The organism is Stenotrophomonas sp. 10N36 (genome assembly GCF_056395005.1).
Window position 1 is genome coordinate 26,500 of record NZ_JBFTIS010000012.1, and the last position, 17,774, is coordinate 44,273.

General features: G+C 67.6%; 13 protein-coding genes. 11 read left to right on the forward strand and 2 right to left on the reverse strand.

Features of this window, described 5'->3' with window-relative positions:
- Positions 1-52: 52 nt before the first annotated feature.
- The 5 genes from AC1DCJ_RS13070 (at position 53) to AC1DCJ_RS13090 (ending at position 7,985) form a co-directional block, all read left to right on the forward strand.
- Complete coding sequence (locus AC1DCJ_RS13070; RefSeq protein WP_137190276.1) at positions 53-730, forward strand: ion channel; 678 nt, start codon at positions 53-55, stop codon at positions 728-730.
- 250 nt (positions 731-980) lie between these two features.
- Complete coding sequence (locus AC1DCJ_RS13075) at positions 981-3,302, forward strand: winged helix-turn-helix domain-containing protein (RefSeq protein ID WP_478071142.1); 2,322 nt, start codon at positions 981-983, stop codon at positions 3,300-3,302.
- Positions 3,303-3,425: 123 nt separating this feature from the next.
- Complete coding sequence (locus AC1DCJ_RS13080; protein ID WP_128098012.1) at positions 3,426-4,307, forward strand: helix-turn-helix transcriptional regulator; 882 nt, start codon at positions 3,426-3,428, stop codon at positions 4,305-4,307.
- A 68-nt stretch (positions 4,308-4,375) separates the two neighbouring features.
- Positions 4,376-7,237 (forward strand): TonB-dependent receptor, encoded by a 2,862-nt coding sequence (locus AC1DCJ_RS13085; protein WP_478071143.1) that lies wholly within the window; start codon positions 4,376-4,378, stop codon positions 7,235-7,237.
- Between the two features lie 274 nt (positions 7,238-7,511).
- Positions 7,512-7,985: a RidA family protein gene (locus tag AC1DCJ_RS13090; protein WP_478071144.1), complete on the forward strand. Its 474-nt coding sequence runs from the start codon at positions 7,512-7,514 to the stop codon at positions 7,983-7,985.
- Positions 7,986-8,109: 124 nt separating this feature from the next.
- Here the strand turns inward: AC1DCJ_RS13090 and AC1DCJ_RS13095 are convergent, their stop codons facing one another.
- Together AC1DCJ_RS13095 and ppa are read right to left on the reverse strand one after the other, a co-directional pair.
- On the reverse strand, positions 8,110-9,231 hold the full coding sequence (locus AC1DCJ_RS13095; protein ID WP_137190272.1) for an HDOD domain-containing protein: 1,122 nt from the start codon (positions 9,229-9,231) through the stop codon (positions 8,110-8,112).
- 150 nt (positions 9,232-9,381) lie between these two features.
- Entirely contained in the window at positions 9,382-9,918 is a 537-nt protein-coding gene (gene ppa, locus AC1DCJ_RS13100) for an inorganic diphosphatase (RefSeq protein WP_137190271.1), read from the reverse strand.
- Positions 9,919-10,102: 184 nt separating this feature from the next.
- Between ppa and AC1DCJ_RS13105 the strand changes: the two genes are divergently transcribed.
- The 6 genes from AC1DCJ_RS13105 to AC1DCJ_RS13130 all read left to right on the forward strand — a co-directional run bounded on the left by AC1DCJ_RS13105 (position 10,103) and on the right by AC1DCJ_RS13130 (position 17,749).
- The gene (locus tag AC1DCJ_RS13105) at positions 10,103-11,020 is read left to right on the forward strand and encodes a hypothetical protein (RefSeq protein WP_478071145.1); all 918 of its coding nucleotides are present in this window, start codon (positions 10,103-10,105) and stop codon (positions 11,018-11,020) included.
- Positions 11,021-11,070: 50 nt separating this feature from the next.
- The gene (locus AC1DCJ_RS13110) at positions 11,071-12,291 is read left to right on the forward strand and encodes a helix-turn-helix domain-containing protein (RefSeq protein ID WP_478071146.1); all 1,221 of its coding nucleotides are present in this window, start codon (positions 11,071-11,073) and stop codon (positions 12,289-12,291) included.
- A 45-nt stretch (positions 12,292-12,336) separates the two neighbouring features.
- Positions 12,337-13,011 carry a Vgb family protein gene (locus AC1DCJ_RS13115; RefSeq protein WP_428711088.1) on the forward strand — a complete coding sequence of 225 codons (675 nt, stop codon included), beginning with the start codon at positions 12,337-12,339 and terminating at the stop codon, positions 13,009-13,011.
- A gap of 60 nt (positions 13,012-13,071) precedes the next feature.
- A complete protein-coding gene (locus AC1DCJ_RS13120; protein ID WP_038686421.1) occupies positions 13,072-13,572 on the forward strand; it encodes an RNA polymerase sigma factor in 501 nt (166 codons plus the stop codon).
- A 132-nt stretch (positions 13,573-13,704) separates the two neighbouring features.
- The gene (locus AC1DCJ_RS13125) at positions 13,705-14,667 is read left to right on the forward strand and encodes a FecR family protein (protein ID WP_478071147.1); all 963 of its coding nucleotides are present in this window, start codon (positions 13,705-13,707) and stop codon (positions 14,665-14,667) included.
- A 157-nt stretch (positions 14,668-14,824) separates the two neighbouring features.
- Complete coding sequence (locus tag AC1DCJ_RS13130) at positions 14,825-17,749, forward strand: TonB-dependent receptor (RefSeq protein WP_478071148.1); 2,925 nt, start codon at positions 14,825-14,827, stop codon at positions 17,747-17,749.
- Positions 17,750-17,774: the final 25 nt, after the last annotated feature.

Genomic DNA, 17,774 nt, shown 5'->3' on the forward strand with positions numbered 1-17,774 from the left:
GGCGGCCGGCGCGCTAAGCTCGGCGGCGAACGGGGCAGGGAAGGGATCAGGCATGGCAATCGCACGTACCACCAAGTGGCTGGCCATCGCACGGCGGCATCCGTCGGCGTGGTTGCTGGCCGTGCAGTTGCTGGGCGTGCTGCTGTACCCGGCGATGGACGAGGCCGGGGCGAGCCGGGCGGTGTTCGGTGCGTTCGGCATTGCCGTGCTCGGCCTGGCCCTGTGGGTGGTGCGGCGCAGCCCGTTGGGCATGTGGGTGGCGCTGCTGCTGGCCATCCCGGCGGTGGTGTTCTCCATCGCCGGGGCACTGCTCGACCGGCCCGGGCTCACTACTACCGCCCAGTTGCTGGAATGCCTGCTGTATTTCTATACCGCCGGCAGCCTGACGGCCTACATGCTCCAGGACCACAAGGTCACCCGCGACGAGCTGTTCGCGGCCGGGGCAACGTTCACCCTGTTGGCCTGGGCATTCGCGTTTGCTTTCTCGGTCTGCCAGCAGTGGTACCCGGGCAGTTTCCTGGCGACCAGCGAGAGCGAATTGCGCACCTGGATGGAGCTTCTTTATCTCAGCTTCAGCTTGCTGTCCGGGGTGGGGTTGAGCGATGTGGTGCCGGTGCATCCGCAGGCCCGCGCACTGGTCATGCTGGAGCAGTTTGCAGGCGTGATGTACGTGGCTTTGGTGGTCTCGCGACTGGTCGGACTGACCATCCTCAAGCGTGGACAAAGCTGAATCGCAGATAAAAAATTCGCGCCCGAAGGCGCGAATGTTGACGCGATTTATGTGAATTCGTCGGCGAGAGAGAGCCTGATGTTGGCCGCACGCACAGGCGCGGTTAACCGGCATAGGCTAGTATTCGCGCGCTTCAGTTGTTTTACGGTTTGCGCTGATGGCATGTGCGGAATCTGGCGGTTCGTTCGATCGGTGTCGGTTGCGATGAATGCTGCGTTCCTGTTGTTCTGCAGTCCTTCGTACCACTGGAATGATCAGCAACATTAGTGAGCCTCCTTCGGCCGATGTCGTGCGTATCGGCAGCTGCACCGTCACGTTGTCCTCGCGCGAGGTCACGGTGCCCGGTGCGCGTCGCGTGCGCCGGCTTACCCCGAAGGCGCTGGGTGTACTGAAAGCGTTGCTGCGTTCCCCCGGTGCAGTGGTCACCCGCGACGAACTGTTCGCCGAGGTGTGGCCCGACACGCTGCCCACCAACGATGTGCTCACCCAGGCGGTCACCCAGCTGCGCAAGGCGTTTGCCAGCGACGACGGCGACGGCACCGCGTACATCGAAACCATCGCCAAGACCGGTTACCGCCTGCTGGTGCCGGTACGCATGCTGGCCGACGAATCGGTTGTGCCGGCCCCCGCCGAACCGGACGTGGCGCCCGCCGCCAACGCAGTAACCCCTGTGCCAGCGCCCACCGCAACGGGTGCGGCACCGGCGTCGGTGCGCACCCGCTGGCGGCGCAACCGTCGCTACGTGCTGCTGGCCGTTGGGCTGGCCATGCTGGTGGCGTTGCTGGTGATGGCCGCATTGCTGCTGCAGCGCCCGTCGGCGGAGCCCGGGTCCAGCGGCGTGCTGGAGGATGGCAGCCGGGTGATCGGCAGCCCGCAGCGGCCGTACCGGCTGATCACCGCCACGGCCGGGTTCGAGACCTATCCCACGCTGTCACCGGACGGCTCGCAGGTTGCCTACGAGGCCGACAGCAGTGCCCGCAACGGCAGCACGGTGAAGGTGCAGACCTCCGGCAACGCGCCGGCACGGCTGCTCGCCGAAACCCCGGACGGCTACTCCGACCGCTTCCCCAACTGGTCGCCCAACGGGCGCGACATCGCGTTTGCGCGATTCGGGCCGGGCGCCAGCTGCGAGGTGCTGATCGCCAGTGCCACCGGCGGCGCGGTGCGCCATGTCACCCGCTGTGACGGCACCGAACTGCTCAGCTTCGACTGGACCCCGGACGGGCGCGGCCTGGTATTCGGCTCCCTGGCCGGCGCGCATGCCTACCGGGGTATCCGCGTCCTGGACATCGCCAGTGGCCGCTGGACCCCGTTGGCCTACCAGGTGGCCGAGGACAGCTTCGATTACGCGCCGCGCTACTCGCCCGATGGGCGCTGGATCGTGTTCGTGCGCAACCCGCAGATCGGTGATCTGTGGCGCCTCCCGGCCAGCGGCGGGGTGCCCGAACAGCTCACCGCCGATTCGGCCGAGATCCGTGGCTGGGCCTGGCGCAGTGACAGCCGCCACATCGTGTTTGGCCGCCGCGTGGACAGCGAATCGCGTCTGTATGAGCTGGATACGCAGAACCGCACCCTGCGCGATGTCGGCATCGACGATGCGCAGTCACCGGCGGTGTCGCGCCACAACGAGATGCTGGCCTTCGTGCACCGCAAGGCGCAGTTCGGGCTGTTCCGGGTACCGCTCAAGGATGGCCAGCCGGGTCAGCCGCAACGCCTGTTCCCGTCCAACGGACGCGATGGCCAGCCGATGCTCGCGCCTGACGGCCGGCAACTGGTGTTCACCTCCGACCGGTCCGGCAACTACGGCTTGTGGTGGGCCGACCTGACCCGTCCCGACTCGCTACGCCCGGTGGAAGGGCTGCGGCCGGAAACGCGGCAGGCGGCCGACTGGTCGCCGGACAGTACCCACCTGCTGGTGTCCGGGCGCGATGCGCAGGCCAACCCGGTGATCTATGAAGTGTCACCGCGCGATGAGCAGGTGGTGGCTCTGCCGGTGCCGGTGGCCCAGCCGTTGCAGGCGCTGTATGGCGGCGACAGTGACCACGTGCTGATCGTGGACCGTGACGCGCGCGAGCGGCTGCGGTTGTCGCTGTTTGATCGTCGGCAGTCGCCGTGGCGGCTGCTGGCCAGTATCGACGGGGTGTCGCAGGCCCGCTTCGACCGCAGTGCGCAGCGCGTGTTGTTCACCCGCTTGTCGGCAGGCGGGCTATGGTCGGTGGATGCCCAGCTCAGCACCGGCAGCATCCAGCAGGTCAGCGAAGACCGGCCGTCGCGCTGGCGCTACCGGACCTGGACGGTGGCACGCGATGGCAGTGTGGACTATCTGTCCAACGGCGCCAGTTGCGCCACGCTGTTTTCGCGCATCAACGCCGGCGCCACCCGCACCGAACACTGCCTGGACGCGGATCGGCTCAGTGCCGGCAACGGCTTCAGTGCGCAACCCGATGGCAGCGCCCTGTATGTGGCGCTGGCGGTGGCCGACGGTGCCGACATCGGCGTGATGCCGCTGCCCGAGGCGCCGGTGGCTGTGTTCTCGGCGGTCTCCAACGCCCTGTTTTTGAAGGGAAAATAGCCTTCGTACTTCCTTCGTGTCGGCCTCGTGTCGAATTCGGATGAATCTCGTAGGACTTTCCTGACCCGGGTCGCCTGATTTGGCAAAACGTTTGCCCCGCAACGGCAAACACGGTGTGCAGTCATGCGTCAGCTTTCCTTGGCCGATCGCGGCCAATCGCTTTCCCTGGACAAGATCGTCGACGACGGTCCGCTGCCCACCTGCCTGGGCGTGGCCCGGCTCGGCAGCCTGCAGACCGCCGGCGCCACCTTCACCGTGTGGATGCAGCTGCGTGGCAGTGCGTGGGTGGAATCCAAGGAAGGCCGCTTCCGCCTGCGCCAGCGCGAGTGGATCGCCTTCGAGAAGGAATCCAAGCCGATGATCCAGGCCGGCCGCGATGGCCTGTGCATTGGCCTGAGCCTCACCCCCGATGCATTGCGCGCCCTGGGCGAGCTGGAAGACTGCAGCCTGTATGCCGGCCGCGGCAGCATGAGCCGCGCCGAAGTCCGCGTGGCCTTGCGCCTGTGGCGCGATGCACTGGCCAGTGGCCAGCCGGCGCAGGCATTGCGCCCGGTGCTGCTGCACCTGGCGTCGCTGCAGCGCGTGCTGGCCACCGGCGTGCAGCGCTGCCCGGGCCGTTCGCGCGTGCGCAAGCGCCAGGTGTTCGGTCGCATGCAGCGTGCGCGCCTGTACCTGGAAGGCAACAGCCACCGCGTGGTGCGCATCGGCGAACTGGCCGAGCTGACCAACTTCTCCAGCTGGTACTTGTCCAAGACCTTCCAGAGCCTGTATGAAGAAAGCCCGCAGTCGCTGTCGGCACGTCTGCGGCTGGAGCGCGCGGCCGACCTCCTGCGTGATACCGACATGATGATCGGCGAAGTAGCCGCTGCGAGTGGATTTGACAACTGCTGCAGCTTTGCACGGGCATTTCGGGCACGTTACGGGCAGTCTGCATCAGGCTTTCGCGAGGCCGGCGGAATGCTCCCGCCAAAGTCGGCAAAGCCATCGGTTGCTTCCCGCAAATAATTAACCGCAACGCAATCGTAACTTTCCGAGGCGGTTTAACACGCTACTAACGTACCTCGGAGAGATAAATGAATTTTCGTACTCCTGCAGTGCGGCTGGGCCTTCTGCCCGCCGGCATTGCGCTCGCGCTGTCGCCGACCTTTGCCTCGGCGCAGGAAGCTGCAGCCGGCACCACTGACCTCGATCGCATCTCGGTCACCGGCTCGCGCATCCGCGGCGCCAACATGGAGACCCAGCAGCCGATCCTGACGATGACGCGTGAGTCCCTGGAAAAGCAGGGCTTCTCGAACGTCGCTGACGTGCTGAACAACCTCACCTCGGCCGGCTCCCCGGCCATCTCGCGTTCGGATTCGCTGTCCTCGGGCGAGAACGTGGGCGGTTACTACGTCGACATCCGCAACCTGGGCGCCCAGCGCACCCTGGTGCTGATGAACGGCAAGCGCCTGGGCGCCACCACGGCCGGTTACCAGGATCTGAGCCAGATCCCGATGGCTGCCGTGGAGCGTATTGAAATCCTGAAGGACGGCGCATCCTCCATCTACGGTTCGGACGCCATTGCCGGCGTGGTCAACGTGATCACCCGCAAGAACTTCGACGGTGGTGAAGCCAGCGTCCGTGTTGGCCAGTACGGCAACGGCGACGGCGACGAGCAGCAGTACTCGATGCTGCTGGGCGCGTCCAGCGAGCGCGGCAGCCTGACCCTGGCGGCCGAATACTCCAAGCAGGATCCGGTGTGGGCCAAGGACCGCTGGTACAGCCGTGATGGCGGCCGTGGTCCGAATTCGGTTGCTGCCGATGGCAGTCCGATCAGCCAGAACGGCAGCTGGTGCAACCCGCTGCAGGTTGACTGCAGCGACTCCAAGACCGCCGTCTGGAAGACCCTGAACAAGGGTGGCAACCCGAATAACCCGAACGACTACCACGTCCTGACGGCTGACGAGTACGCCAACTCCAACGAGCAGATGAGCCTGCTGACCGGTGTGGAGCGCAAGTCGCTGTACATCAACGGCACCTACGACTTCACCGACCGCATCAGCCTGAACACCGATGTGCTCTACAACGAGCGCAACACGTTCCAGCAGATCGCCGGCTACCCGTACCAGTCGACCGCCTTCGGCACCCCGCTGTCGGCTGACAGCGTGTTCAACCCGACCAGCGTCAACGGCGTGGGCGGCCAGGACGTCGACTTCCGTCGTCGCCTGTGGGAAGTGCCGCGTACCACCGACAGCCAGCTGAAGACCCTGCGCTTCGCGCCGACCGTCAGCGGCTACTTCGAAGTGGCCGACAAGACCTTCGACTGGGACGTGGGCGCACTGTGGAACCGCAATGAGTCGATCAAGACCCAGCGCGGCGACATGAGCCTGATCGGTTCGGAGCAGGCCCTGGGCGCGTCGTTCATTAACGCTGCCGGTGTGGCACAGTGCGGCACCGCCGCCAACCCGATCGCACTGGGTGACTGCCGTCCGTGGAACCCGCTGCTGCCGTACGGCGTTGCAGGCCAGGGTTCGCTGGCTGACCCGGATCTGCAGGACTTCCTGTTCCCGACCTACACCACCCGTGGCGTCACCAAGACCACCAGCTTCACCGCCAACCTGGCCGGTTCCATCGTGACCCTGCCGGCCGGCGACCTCGGCTTTGCCGTGGGCGTGGAGCACCGCAAGGAAGAAGGCAGCTACGTGCCGGACGCCTTCGCACAGTCGGGCAAGTCCACCGGTCTGGGCCAGAAGCCGACCCAGGGTGAGTACGATCTGAACGAGGTCTACCTCGAACTGAACGTGCCGATCCTGGCCGACATGGCGTTCGCCAAGGAACTGACCCTGAATGTTGCCAGCCGTTACTCGGACTACAGCAACTTCGGTGGCACCACCAACAGCAAGTTCGGCCTGACCTGGCGTCCGATGGACGAGCTGCTGGTCCGCGGCACCTACGCCGAGGGCTTCCGCGCTCCGACCATCGCCGATCTGTACGGTGGCCTGAGCTCGAGCTTCGAGCGTTACACCGATCCGTGCGCCGTGGGCGTGTCGGGCAGCGTGGCTGGCAACGCCTCCTGCCTTGCCGGTGGTGCACCGGCCGACTACGTGCAGCTGGGCCAGGGCAATGTCCCGTGCTCGACCACGCCGTGCCAGTCGGGTGACCAGTTCGTCTCCGGTGCCAACCCGAACCTGTCGCCGGAAACCTCCAAGAGCAAGACCGTCGGTCTGGTCTGGAGCCCGCGTTGGGTGCAGGGTCTGGACATCTCGCTGGATTGGTACCGCTACGAGATCAGCGACATGATCATCGAAGACAGCGTCGACCGTATCCTGCGTGACTGCTACGTGCTGGGCAATGCTGGCCGTTGCGGCAGCGTGACCCGTGCGGCTGATGGCCACATCAGCGCCATCACCTACGGCACCGCCAACCTCGGCAAGATGGAAACCGAAGGTTACGACCTGGGCATCAAGTACCGTCTGCCGGAGCTGGCGATCGGTCAGTTCAGCATCGACTGGCAGACCAGCTACCTGTCCAAGTACGACGAAGCCGCGCAGAACTCCGCTGGCCAGGACATCATGATCGGCAAGGTCGGTCAGGATGCGCTGTTCCGCGTGCGTTCCAACCTGGGCGTCAACTGGGCGATGGGCGACTTCGGTGTCAACTACACCGCGCGCTACTACTCGGGCCTGAACGAGCCGTGCATCGCGATCGGCTGCACCGATCCGGACCGTATCGCCTACGGCGAAACCGCTCCGCTGCGCAAGACCGGCGCCAACACCTTCCACGACCTGCAGGTCAGCTGGAAGGCACCGTGGGATGCCACCATTGCTGTCGGCGCGAACAACGTGTTCGATCACAAGGGTCCGCTGATGTACTCGCAGCAGAACTCGAGCTTCGCCTACTACGGCGGCTTCGATATCGGTCGCTTCCTGTACATGAAGTACACCCAGCGCTTCTGATCCATCGAAGCTCTGTTGCAGTAAAAAAAGGAGGGCGGACCGCAAGGTCCGCCCTTTTTCTATGCGCGCCCGAGCACACGGCGCGTGGAGGGCGGGGCGTTCGCCGCCAGGCCGGCCGACAGACCGGTGGCTGACGCATCCGGCTCTGACATACCGCTGCAGCACGCACTAAGGTGAGGCGTTCAACCGGCGCCGGTTACCGCCGCGCCCGATCCACTTCATTCGACGATGCGGAGTATTTGGTATGCAGGCAGGATCCTTCCAAGGTGCGGCCATGGCGACGGCCCTGTTCTTCTCAGGGGCGCACACGGCCTCGGCCACCGAGATCATCCGCCATGAGGCGACAGGCGTTCCGGTTGCCTATGCAGTCGAAGTGCCGCCGGGGCGCACCACCGTCTATCTCAGCGGGAAGCTGCCTGCGCGGGTTGCCGGCGATGGGCGCAGTGCGTCGCGGCTGCCGTATGGCGACACCCGGATGCAGACCATCAGTGTCCTTGAACAGATCCGCGATCAGCTGCAACGGCTGGGAATGGGCATGCAGGACGTGGTCAAACTGCAGGTGTTCCTGGTGGGCGGGAAAGAGAACAACGGGAACATGGATCTGGACGGATTCGCCGCAGGATATGCGCAGTTCTTTGGTTCTTCCGCCGGGCAGCCCAACCTGCCGGCGCGGTCCACGTTCCAGGTGGCTGCGCTGGCGCATCCGGGGCAGCGGGTCGAAATCGAGGCCACCGCTGTGCGCCCGTGAGGCGCAACGGCAGGGGCGTCGCGCTATCGGCGATAGGAGTTGTTGCCGCTCTGCGGCCCTGAAACAACACTGGCGCATCATCATGACGCGCCAGTGCGGGGTGGTTCCGTCAAGGAGGCCGGCGTCAGACTTCGGCAGCCACCAGACCCATCAGGCCATTGGCGTGGTCCCGCCACTGCGGCAGCTTGTGCAGCACGCCGGCACGTTGCAGGTACTCCTCATCCACCGGGTCCCCGTTGATCAGGGCCAATGCCACGTGCACCGCACCGGTTACCCAGAAGCTGCGCGTGTTGGACTTCTGCGGCTGCAGGTGGAACGCCACCGCCTCGATGATCGGCATCGGCAGGCCCCACAGGCCCAGCAGGTAGGCGCCGGCCTCGGCATGGCCGGGACGTTCATCGGCTGCGTCGGCCGGGGCAACGCGCTCGTTGCGCACGCCCGGCAGCAGCAGCCCGATGTCGGCCAGCAGGGCCGCGGTCGCGCCCAGCTCGGCGCTGGAATCGGGCAGCAGCTTGGCCGCCAGCCGCGAGGCCAGCAACGCGCGCTGCTGCAGCGAATTGCGTTCGGCACCGGACAACGCCGAGGCGGAGAACACCTCGCTGGCCAGCACCAGGTCGCGCAGGGTCGACAGGCCCAGCCGCGTAACCGCGGTGCGCAGGTCGGAAATGGTGCGGCCGCTGTTGAAGAACGCCGAGTTGGACAACTGCAGCACTTTGGCCGCAATGGCCGGGTCGGCCGACACCAGCTTGGAGACGTCGGCGGTGTTGGTGTCGTCGTCGTGTTCCAGCGCCTGGGTCAGGCTCAGGTACAGGTGCGGCGGCGAAGGCAGCTTTTCGATGCGGCCGATCGCGCTGCGCAGGTGCGCGCTGTCGAGCAGTTCGCGCAGCTCTTCCAGGCTGGTCAGTGCTTCCAGCAGCACTTCCGGGGCCAGCGGCATCGGCAGGAAGCGGTGGGCCACCCCGATCAGGCGCGCCGGCGGCGGACGGTTGTTGTGGTCGGCATCCACCAGCGCGATCCGGATCGTTTCCGGGCGCAGGGTACGGATCTGCCCCAGCAGCGTGGTGGCCGTGAGATCGGGCAGGGTAGGGCAGGCAATGACCGCGTCCACCGGACCGGCGGCGACGATGCTCATGGCCGACTGGCCATCGGAGGCCGTCAGCGGCTGCCACTCTTCCCCAAGATCGGCAATGAAATCCATCAGTTCAGCCGACAGGCTGGCCTGGTCCCCAACAAGCAGAATGCGCACGACAAGTCCCCTGGCTGACCACGGTGAAACGCACCGTGGACGGTGTGAAGACGCAATGTACCCAATCCGGCACAAATAGTGATGTGCCGCAGTCAAAAAACGTGATGTCCATCGCTTCGGCGGCCAGCGCCGAAGCGATGCGGTTCAGCCTCAGCCGTTGTTGCTGAGGTAGCGCTGGTGCGCTTCGATCAGGATCTGCTTGGCTTCGGCAGCGCCGGCCCAGCCGTCAAGCTTGACCCACTTGCCCTTTTCCAGGTCCTTGTAATGCTCGAAGAAGTGGCCGATGCGCTCCAGCCAGTGGCTGGACACCTGCTCGATGTCTTCCACGTGGGCGTAGCCGCTGAACACCTTGGAGATCGGCACGGCCAGGATCTTCTCGTCGCTGCCGGCTTCATCGCTCATCTTGAGCACGCCGACCGGACGGCAACGCACCACCGAACCGGGGATCAGCGGCAGCGGCAGCACCACCAGCACGTCGGCCGGGTCGCCGTCGCCGCAGAGGGTGCTCGGCACGTAGCCGTAGTTGCACGGGTAGCGCATCGGGGTGGACAGGATGCGGTCGACGAAGATCGCGCCGGTTTCCTTGTCCACTTCGTACTTCACCGGCTCGGAATCCTTCGGGATCTCGATGATGACGTTGATTTCTTCCGGCGGGTTCTTGCCGGGCGAGACGAGTTCCAGACCCATGGGTGTACTCCGAGAGGGGGATGAAGGCGGATAGCCCCCCATTTTATGCCTTTGCCGGGCCGTGTGCAGCGGGGGCGGGACCACGGTCCCGTGGAGGGTTTCCCCACGGCCCGGCGCGGCCTTGCCGGATGGGCCCGTGCTCCGGGCCAGGCCACGCTGGTTCTCCTTCCGTTGGAGTCTGGCCATGTACCCACGTTTCCGGCCGTTGCTGCGCCTGTTCGCCCTGCTGGCCTGGCTGCCCAGCGCTCCGCTGCTTGCCCAGCCGTTCGTCGACCTGGTGGATTTCCCCCGCAACGAGGCCAACTGGGACCGCTTCTACACTTTGGAATCCCACCTGGCGAGCCGCTTCGACGCGGTCTGTGCCGATACCCTCTGCGAAGGTGATTACAGCAACCTGCGCGCACTGCAGTTGCGCTGCTCGGTCAACGCGACCAGCGGGCAGGTGCACGCCTGCCACTGGCTGTTCATTGCCAGCGAACTGCAGGTAGCGGCAGACACCGGCATGGTCCTGGCGGACAACCGACGCTGGGACTGTCCCTTGCCGCTGGGCACGGGGGTGGGGGTGGAGGCCTTCCATGCGTCGCTGGAACGCGCCGACGCGCTGGATGTCGTGCTGCCCGGTGCGGCGATGTCCATCGGCGAGGCGGTGGGCGACTGCCTCCAGCAGATCCGGCAGCCGGACCGCGCGGCGTCGGCGGCCCGCTACGTGGACGCGCGGGACTATCCCGGCCCGGGCCAGGGCCGGGCGCGTTTCCGTGCGCTGGAACAGGCGCTGGTGCGCGGCTTCGATGACATATGCGGCGACACCTTCTGCGAAGGCGAGTACTACAACCTGCAGGCCATGCGCCTGCGCTGTTCGGTGCACGCCGCCAGCGGCCGGGTGGGGGAGTGCCGGTGGACATTCGCCGGCAGCAACATGGACGTCGACGCCGCCACCGGCGCGGTCGCAGTGGATGCCCGCGATTGGGCCTGCCGCCTGCCGTTGGCGTCTCACACCCCCCTGCCGCTGCTGCTGGATACGCTTCAGGGGCCGGAGGCCATCTACACCGCGCTGCCGGGGACCAGCACCACGGTGTACGAAGGGTTGACCACCTGCCTCTGAGCTGCGGCGAGAACACGGTCGGCGCCACGCCGGGCAGGTAGCCTGTGCAGATGGATGCCCTCATCACGGCTGCCGCTCGCGCCCTTGCCACCGGCGATGTACTGGCCGCGCTTGGTTGCGTTGCGCTGCGCGTGGATCCACCGGCGCTGGCGCTGCGCGGCATTGCCATGGCCCAGCTTGGCCAGCTGGATACCGCACGGGAGCTGCTGCGGCGCGCGCGCCGCGCGTTCGGCCCGCACGAGACGGTGGCGAGGGCGCGCTGCACGGTCGCCGAGGCCGAGGTGGCACTGGCCATGCGCGAGCTGGCGGGGCCATCGCAGCCCCTGCAGGAGGTGGCGGCGCTGCTGGATGCGCGGGGAGACGGGGCCAATGCGCTGCAGGCTTGGCTGATCCTGGCCCGGCGCTGGCTGTTGCTGGGTCGCCTGCGCGATGCCGAACACAGCCTGGCCCAGCTTGCCGACCGGCCGATGCCGCCAGCGCTGGAAGCCATGGCTCAGTTGACCGCCGCCGCGTTGGCCTTGCGTGCGCTGCAGGTTGCACCGGCGCGTGCCGCCCTGGCGCGCGCCCAGGCGGCGGCCGACCGCGCCGGCATCGCCCCGCTGCGACGCGAGGTGGACGAGGCGATTGCGGCGCTGGACCGGCCGGCCGCCCGCAGCCTCCAGGCCGGCGTGGCGCGCAGCCTGTGCATCGACGATGTTCCGGCGCTGCTCGCGTCCGGCGCGCTGGTGGTGGATGCATGTCGGCGCGGCCTACGCACCGGCACGCAGTGGCACTGTCTGGCACGGCGTCCGGTGTTGTTCGCCTTGCTGCGCGCACTGGCCGAGGCGTGGCCGGGTGGAGTCGAACGCGATGTGCTGATTGAACGGGTCTTCGGTATTGCCCACCCCGACGACTCGCTGCGCGTGCGGCTGCGGGTGGAGCTGGGCCGGCTGCGTGCGCTGATCGCCGCGCAGGCGCGGATTGACGCCACCCCGCAAGGGTTCCGGATCCAGCCCTGCCACGCGCAGACAGTCACCCTGCTGCTGCCCCCGATCGATGGCGAGCAGGCGGCGTTGGTCGCGCTGCTGGCCGACGGTGCCGCCTGGTCCACCTCGTCGCTGGCGCTGGCCATGGGCGCCAGCCAGCGCAGCGTGCAGCGTGCGCTGGCCGAGCTGCAGGCCGCAGGGCAGGTGCACACCCGCGGGCGTGGCCGGGCCCAGCGCTGGCAGTCGGTGCCGCTGGCCGGATTCACGACGATCTTGTTACTCCCTGCCGCGCTGCCGATTGGCTAGTGTCGCTGGCAGGCACCGCCTTCCACGGGCCAGGAGACTGCAACGATGAACACGGACACCTTGGATACCCGATCGGCTGCACCCGTTGAAGCGGCCGAGCTGGTGCGCGAATACGGCCCGTTCGCCGGCTCGGACTGCGTCAACGGCGTCAGCTTCGATGGGCAGCACGTCTGGGCGGCCACCGGTGCTGCGCTGGTGGCGTTCGACCCGGACAGCGGCGACGCGGTACGCACCCTGGCGCTGCCCTGCGATGCCGGCACCGCCTTCGACGGCACCCACCTCTACCAGATTGCCGACGCGCGCATCGACCGCATCGATCCGCGCAGCGGCGAGGTGCTGGCGTCGATTCCCGCGCCGGGCGGCGGCACCAACTCCGGCATGGCGTGGGCCGAAGGCAGCCTGTGGGTCGGGCAGTACCGGCAACGTCGCATCCACCAGGTCGACCCGGCCACCGGCAGCATCCTGCGCACGATTGCGTCGGACCGCTTCGTGACCGGCGTGACCTGGGTGGACGGCGAGCTCTGGCACGGCACCGACGAGGCGGGGCACAGCGACATCCGCCGCATCGACCCGACCAGCGGCGCGGTGCAGCACCGCCTGCAGATGCCCGACGGACGCGGTGTCAGTGGGCTCGAGTCCGACGGCGCCGGGCTGTTCTATTGCGGGGCCGGCCACGGCCGGGTATGCGCGGTGAAGCGCCCGGCGCCTGCACAAACGTGACTCATTCGCATTTGCGGGGTAGCATGACGCGCCTTCCGCCCCGGCCCCTGCGTCTGTCGCATGACCACCAACGCCTCCGCCCTCACCGAGATGCTGATCCGCGAACGCCCGGCGTTGCTGCGGCTGGTGCAGCGCATCCTGGGCAACGACGGCGGCGCCGAGGACGTGATCCAGGCGATCTGGTTCAAGGCGCGCGGGGTGGACAGCGGCCAGGCCATCGACAACCCGCGGGCCTATCTGTACCGGCTGGCCACCAATCTGGCCACCGACCACGGGCGTGAGCGCACCCGTCGCGCGCGCCTGCTGGCCGAGCATTACCTGTGGGGCCCGGACGAAGTGCTGTCGACCGAAGAACAGGCGATGGCCCAGGACGAACTGCAGCGCGTGCTCGCCGCCGCCGAGCACCTGCCCGAGCCAACCCGCACCATCTTCCGGCTCAACCGCCTGCAGGGAATGACCCAGGCCGACGTGGCCAAGCGCCTCAAGGTATCGGTGACAACCGTGGAGAACCACGTGCGCGCCGCCCTGCAGCGCCTGGCCTGGGCCCGCAACGGGCGCTGAGGGCGCCCGCGCGCGTGATGGCATTGGGGAACCGCACCCGCCATTCGTCTTGATCATACTGGGGCGGTGTCGCGTGCCCCGCGTCCGTTCCTTGCCGGTGGCATCGCCCCCGACCGCGCCAATCCGCCAGCCATGAGCCCGCCGCACATCGACCCGCTTTCGCCACCGCCCGCATCCACCGATTCTGTCGCCGTCCAGGCGCAGGCGTGGATCGCGTGGCTGGCCTCCGGCACGGTGGATGACATCGGCATGCAGGCCTTCGAGCGGTGGCTGGCCGCGCCGGGCCACCGGCGCGTGTTCGAACGCGAACGCCAGCTCTGGCGCAGCCTGGGGCCACGGCCGCAGGCGACCCTCGCGCCGACGCGCCGGCGCGCGCGGGTGCGCCGCTGGTCGCTGGCCGCGGCGGCGGTGCTGGCGCTGGCCTGGGTGGCACCGGATGCGTGGCTGCGGCTGCAATCGGACCACCGCACCGGCACCGGCATCGCCGAGGTGGCGCTGCCCGACGGCAGCCGCGCCGTGCTGGATGCCGATTCAGCCATTGCCGTGCAATTCGACGGCCAGGTGCGCCGCATCGCGCTGTTGCGCGGTCGTGCCTGGTTCCAGGTGGCACCCGGCCAGCCGCAGCGGTTTGAAGTGCGCGCGCAGGGCGGGGTGGTCGAGGATATTTCCACCGCGTTTGCAGTATCCAGCGACGCCACCGGCGTGCAGGCCGATGTGGAACAGGGCCAGGTGCGGGTGGCGGCCAGCGAGGGCGGCGGCTGGACCTGGCTGCAGGCCGGGCAGCGTGCCGCATTCGCGCCCGGTGGCCGCGTGCAGCGGTTGGCCGACCAGGCACCCGACCGGATCGCGGCATGGCGGCAGGGCGAACTGCTGCTGGATGAAGTGGGCGTTGCCGATGCGGTCCAGCGCATCGGGCGCTATCGGCGAGGTCCTACCTTCGTCCGCGGCGACCTGTCGCAGCTGCCGGCGATCAACGCGGCGTTCCGCATCGACCGGCCCGAGCAGGCGCTGGACGCACTCGCCGGCAGTGCCGGCCTGCGCGTCACCCGCCTGCCGATGGGCGTGGCGATCGTGCAGGTCGACGCCCGCAAGTAGCGGCGCGCGCTGCCGAACGAAATGGGTCTTGGGGTTGTCGCCGCCCCAGTCGTCTCACCCCCCGAACGTACCCGCCGCCGCCACGTACTTCGCAGCGCCCGCACACCGTATGCGGGGACGTCGCTTCTGCGATATCGCCTTCTCGACAGGTTCCATCATGCGCATCACCTCCTCCCCGGGCCGTTCTCCGCGTCCGTCCCGCCTCTGCATCGCCTTGCTGGCCGCCGGCCTGGTCGCTGCGCCTGCATTCCCGGCGATGGCCCAGGCCAACACGCCGCGCGCTGCCGCCGTGCATCGCTTCGATATTCCCGCCCAGCCGCTGGCCGACGCACTGCGCACCTACATGCGCCAGTCCGGCGTGCAGGTGGCCTGGCCGGCTGCGCTCACCGAGGGCGTGCGCTCCAGCGCGGTCAACGGCGACCTCGACGCGCAGCAGGCCCTGCAGCAGCTGCTGCGTGGCAGTGGCCTGGTGATGCGCAGCGTCGGGTCCGATGCGGTGACCCTGGAACCGGCCGCCACCGCCAGCCGCGAGGATGGGGTGATCGTTACCGACGCGCTGCGGGTGGCCGGTGAGCAGTCCGGCGACGGCGGCAGTGATGCCGCACGTGCACTGGATGTGTACCGCACCGCCGGCTCCAGCGTGTACGTGCCGCGCGCCACGATCGAACGCTTCCGCGGCACCTCTGCGGCCGACATCGTCAAGGGCGTGGTCGGCGTCACCGCCGGCGACCCGCGTACCGCCAACGCGCTGGACCTCAACATCCGCGGCATCCAGGGCCAGAGCCGCATTCCGGTGATCATCGACGGTGGCCAGTCCAGCATGGACACCTACCGGGGCTACGCCGGCCAGTCGCAGCGCACCTACCTGGACCCGGACCTGATCTCCAGCCTCACCGTGACCAAGGGCCCCAGCCTGGGCGCCAACGCGTCCGGCGGCATCGGCGGCGTGGTCGAGATGGAAACGTTGAAGATCGGCGATGTGCTGCGCGAGGGCCAGGACGTCGGCCTGCGCGTACGCAGCGGCGTGTCCAACGGCAGCGCACGCGATGTGCCAGCGTACGGCGCCGCGCCGCGCAGCAACCGCAACAGCCTGGGCGGGCAGTTCTTCAACATCGCCGGTGGCAAGCACTGGGATGCGTTCGACCTGGTGGCCGCCTACGCCTGGCGTGACACCGGCAACTACTACGGCGGCAAGCACGGCTACGACGACTTCCCGCAGACCCGGCGCACGCTGGCCCCGTTGAACCCGCCCAACACCGAAGTGTTCAACACCTCGTCCAAGTCCAACTCGGTGCTGTTGAAGGGCACCTGGCGCATCGACGACACCCAGACCCTGGAAGCGGGCTACCGCCATTACAGCGGTCGCCAGGGCGAGATCATGGCCTCGCAGATCATCCGCGTGGACCGTGACCGCGTGCCGCAGTGGGAGCCGGGCAGTGTCGACATGGATGCCTACAACCTGCGCTACCGCTTCAACCCGGGCAACGACCGCGTCGACCTCAAGGCCAACCTCTGGTACACCGACGCCGACAGCCTGATGTACAACGGCCTGACCGGCATCACCCCGTGGTACTTCGATCGCCGCACCGAGTGGTATGACGGCCCGAGCTTCAATACCGACCCGGGCTACAAGGACGCTTACCGCAACAGCATGCAGCAGCAGCGGCTCGGGTTCGATGTATCCAACACGACCCACCTGGTGACCGACGCGGCCGGGGTGTTCACCTTCGACTACGGCCTGTCCTTCAGCGACGAGGACGTCGGGCCCGGCAAGAACGCGCCGATCATGCACGACGACCTGATCAACAACCGCTTCCTGCGCAACGCCGACCGCAAGGAATACAGCGCGGTGGCCTCGATGAAGTGGCAGCCCGACGACCATTGGGAAGTACTGCTGGGCGGGCGCTTCAACCGCGTCAGCGTGCACGACCGCAACCGCCTGGCCACGCCGGACGGTGAGGACGTGATCGGCCAGTACCGCTACACCCAGCTGCTGGACGGCAATCCGGCGCTGCCGGCCTGGCGTGCCAAGCGCATCGCCATGCTCAACTGGTATCCCGATGCGAACGGCCAGTTCACCGAAGCGTCGCTGCTGGCATCGCCGTACAAGAAGGGCACCGTGGCCGACATCACCGGCTGGAACTTCCACGACATGACCGAGGCCGAGGACCTGATCGTGCCGACCAGCTGGACCTGGTCGCAGCCGATCCGCCGTACCGACCATGCCTTCATGCCGACTGCCAGCGTCACCTACCACTTCAACGACGACAGCATGGTCTACGTGAAGTACGCTGAAGGCGTGAAGCTGCCGAGCCTGTTCGAAAGCACGCTGGGTCTGTTCACCGCCGCCAAGCCGATCGGGGGCGAACTCAAGCCCGAACGCGCCGGCACCTGGGAAATCGGCGCCAGCACGGTCCGGCAGGGGCTGTTCACCGACGGCGATACGGCCGCGTTCAAGCTGGCCTACTTCAACACCCGCATCGATGACCTGATTACCCGCGACTACCGCACGTTGTCGGCCGGCTACATCCGCAACATCGACCGCTTCAAGGTATCGGGCATGGAATTCCAGTCCAGCTACGATGCCGGCACGGTGTTCGCCGACCTGTCGGCGCACTATTACTTCCAAGCCAAGACCTGCGCGCCGGACATTGCCGCCGAGCGCCGTGCCTACGGCGTGCAGCGCAGGATCGAGGAGCTGGCCAATACCCCAGACTGCGTCGATGGCGGCTTTGAGGGCTCCTACAGCAACACGCAGAATCCGCCGCGCTACACCGTCAATCTGACCCTGGGTTCACGCCTGTTCGACGAGCGGCTCAGCTTCGGCACCCGGGTGATCCACAACGCCGGTCCGATCAGCAAGCTGGACAAGGAATGGAACGTCGGCCTGTCGGCGATCCAGCAGCTGTACCGCCCGGCCACCGTGGTGGACCTGTTCGCCAGCTGGCAGGCCAGCGAGCAGTTCGCGGTGGACGTCAACGTCGACAACCTCACCGACCGCTACTACCTGGATCCCCTGGCGCTGGGCGTGATGCCGGCACCGGGCCGGATCGTGCGGCTGGCGCTGACCTGGCGCTACTGAGGTCGAGGTGATGTACCCCACGGGG

Excerpts from the sequence above, each read along its gene's own strand:
- AC1DCJ_RS13070 (WP_137190276.1), top strand. The coding sequence starts at position 53 with ATGGCAATCGCACGTACCACCAAGTGGCTGGCCATCGCACGGCGGCAT.
- AC1DCJ_RS13075 (WP_478071142.1), top strand. The coding sequence starts at position 981 with ATGATCAGCAACATTAGTGAGCCTCCTTCGGCCGATGTCGTGCGTATC.
- AC1DCJ_RS13080 (WP_128098012.1), top strand. The coding sequence starts at position 3,426 with ATGCGTCAGCTTTCCTTGGCCGATCGCGGCCAATCGCTTTCCCTGGAC.
- AC1DCJ_RS13085 (WP_478071143.1), top strand. The coding sequence starts at position 4,376 with ATGAATTTTCGTACTCCTGCAGTGCGGCTGGGCCTTCTGCCCGCCGGC.
- AC1DCJ_RS13090 (WP_478071144.1), top strand. The coding sequence starts at position 7,512 with ATGGCGACGGCCCTGTTCTTCTCAGGGGCGCACACGGCCTCGGCCACC.
- ppa (WP_137190271.1), bottom strand. The coding sequence starts at position 9,918 with ATGGGTCTGGAACTCGTCTCGCCCGGCAAGAACCCGCCGGAAGAAATC.
- AC1DCJ_RS13105 (WP_478071145.1), top strand. The coding sequence starts at position 10,103 with ATGTACCCACGTTTCCGGCCGTTGCTGCGCCTGTTCGCCCTGCTGGCC.
- AC1DCJ_RS13110 (WP_478071146.1), top strand. The coding sequence starts at position 11,071 with ATGGATGCCCTCATCACGGCTGCCGCTCGCGCCCTTGCCACCGGCGAT.
- AC1DCJ_RS13115 (WP_428711088.1), top strand. The coding sequence starts at position 12,337 with ATGAACACGGACACCTTGGATACCCGATCGGCTGCACCCGTTGAAGCG.
- AC1DCJ_RS13120 (WP_038686421.1), top strand. The coding sequence starts at position 13,072 with ATGACCACCAACGCCTCCGCCCTCACCGAGATGCTGATCCGCGAACGC.
- AC1DCJ_RS13125 (WP_478071147.1), top strand. The coding sequence starts at position 13,705 with ATGAGCCCGCCGCACATCGACCCGCTTTCGCCACCGCCCGCATCCACC.
- AC1DCJ_RS13130 (WP_478071148.1), top strand. The coding sequence starts at position 14,825 with ATGCGCATCACCTCCTCCCCGGGCCGTTCTCCGCGTCCGTCCCGCCTC.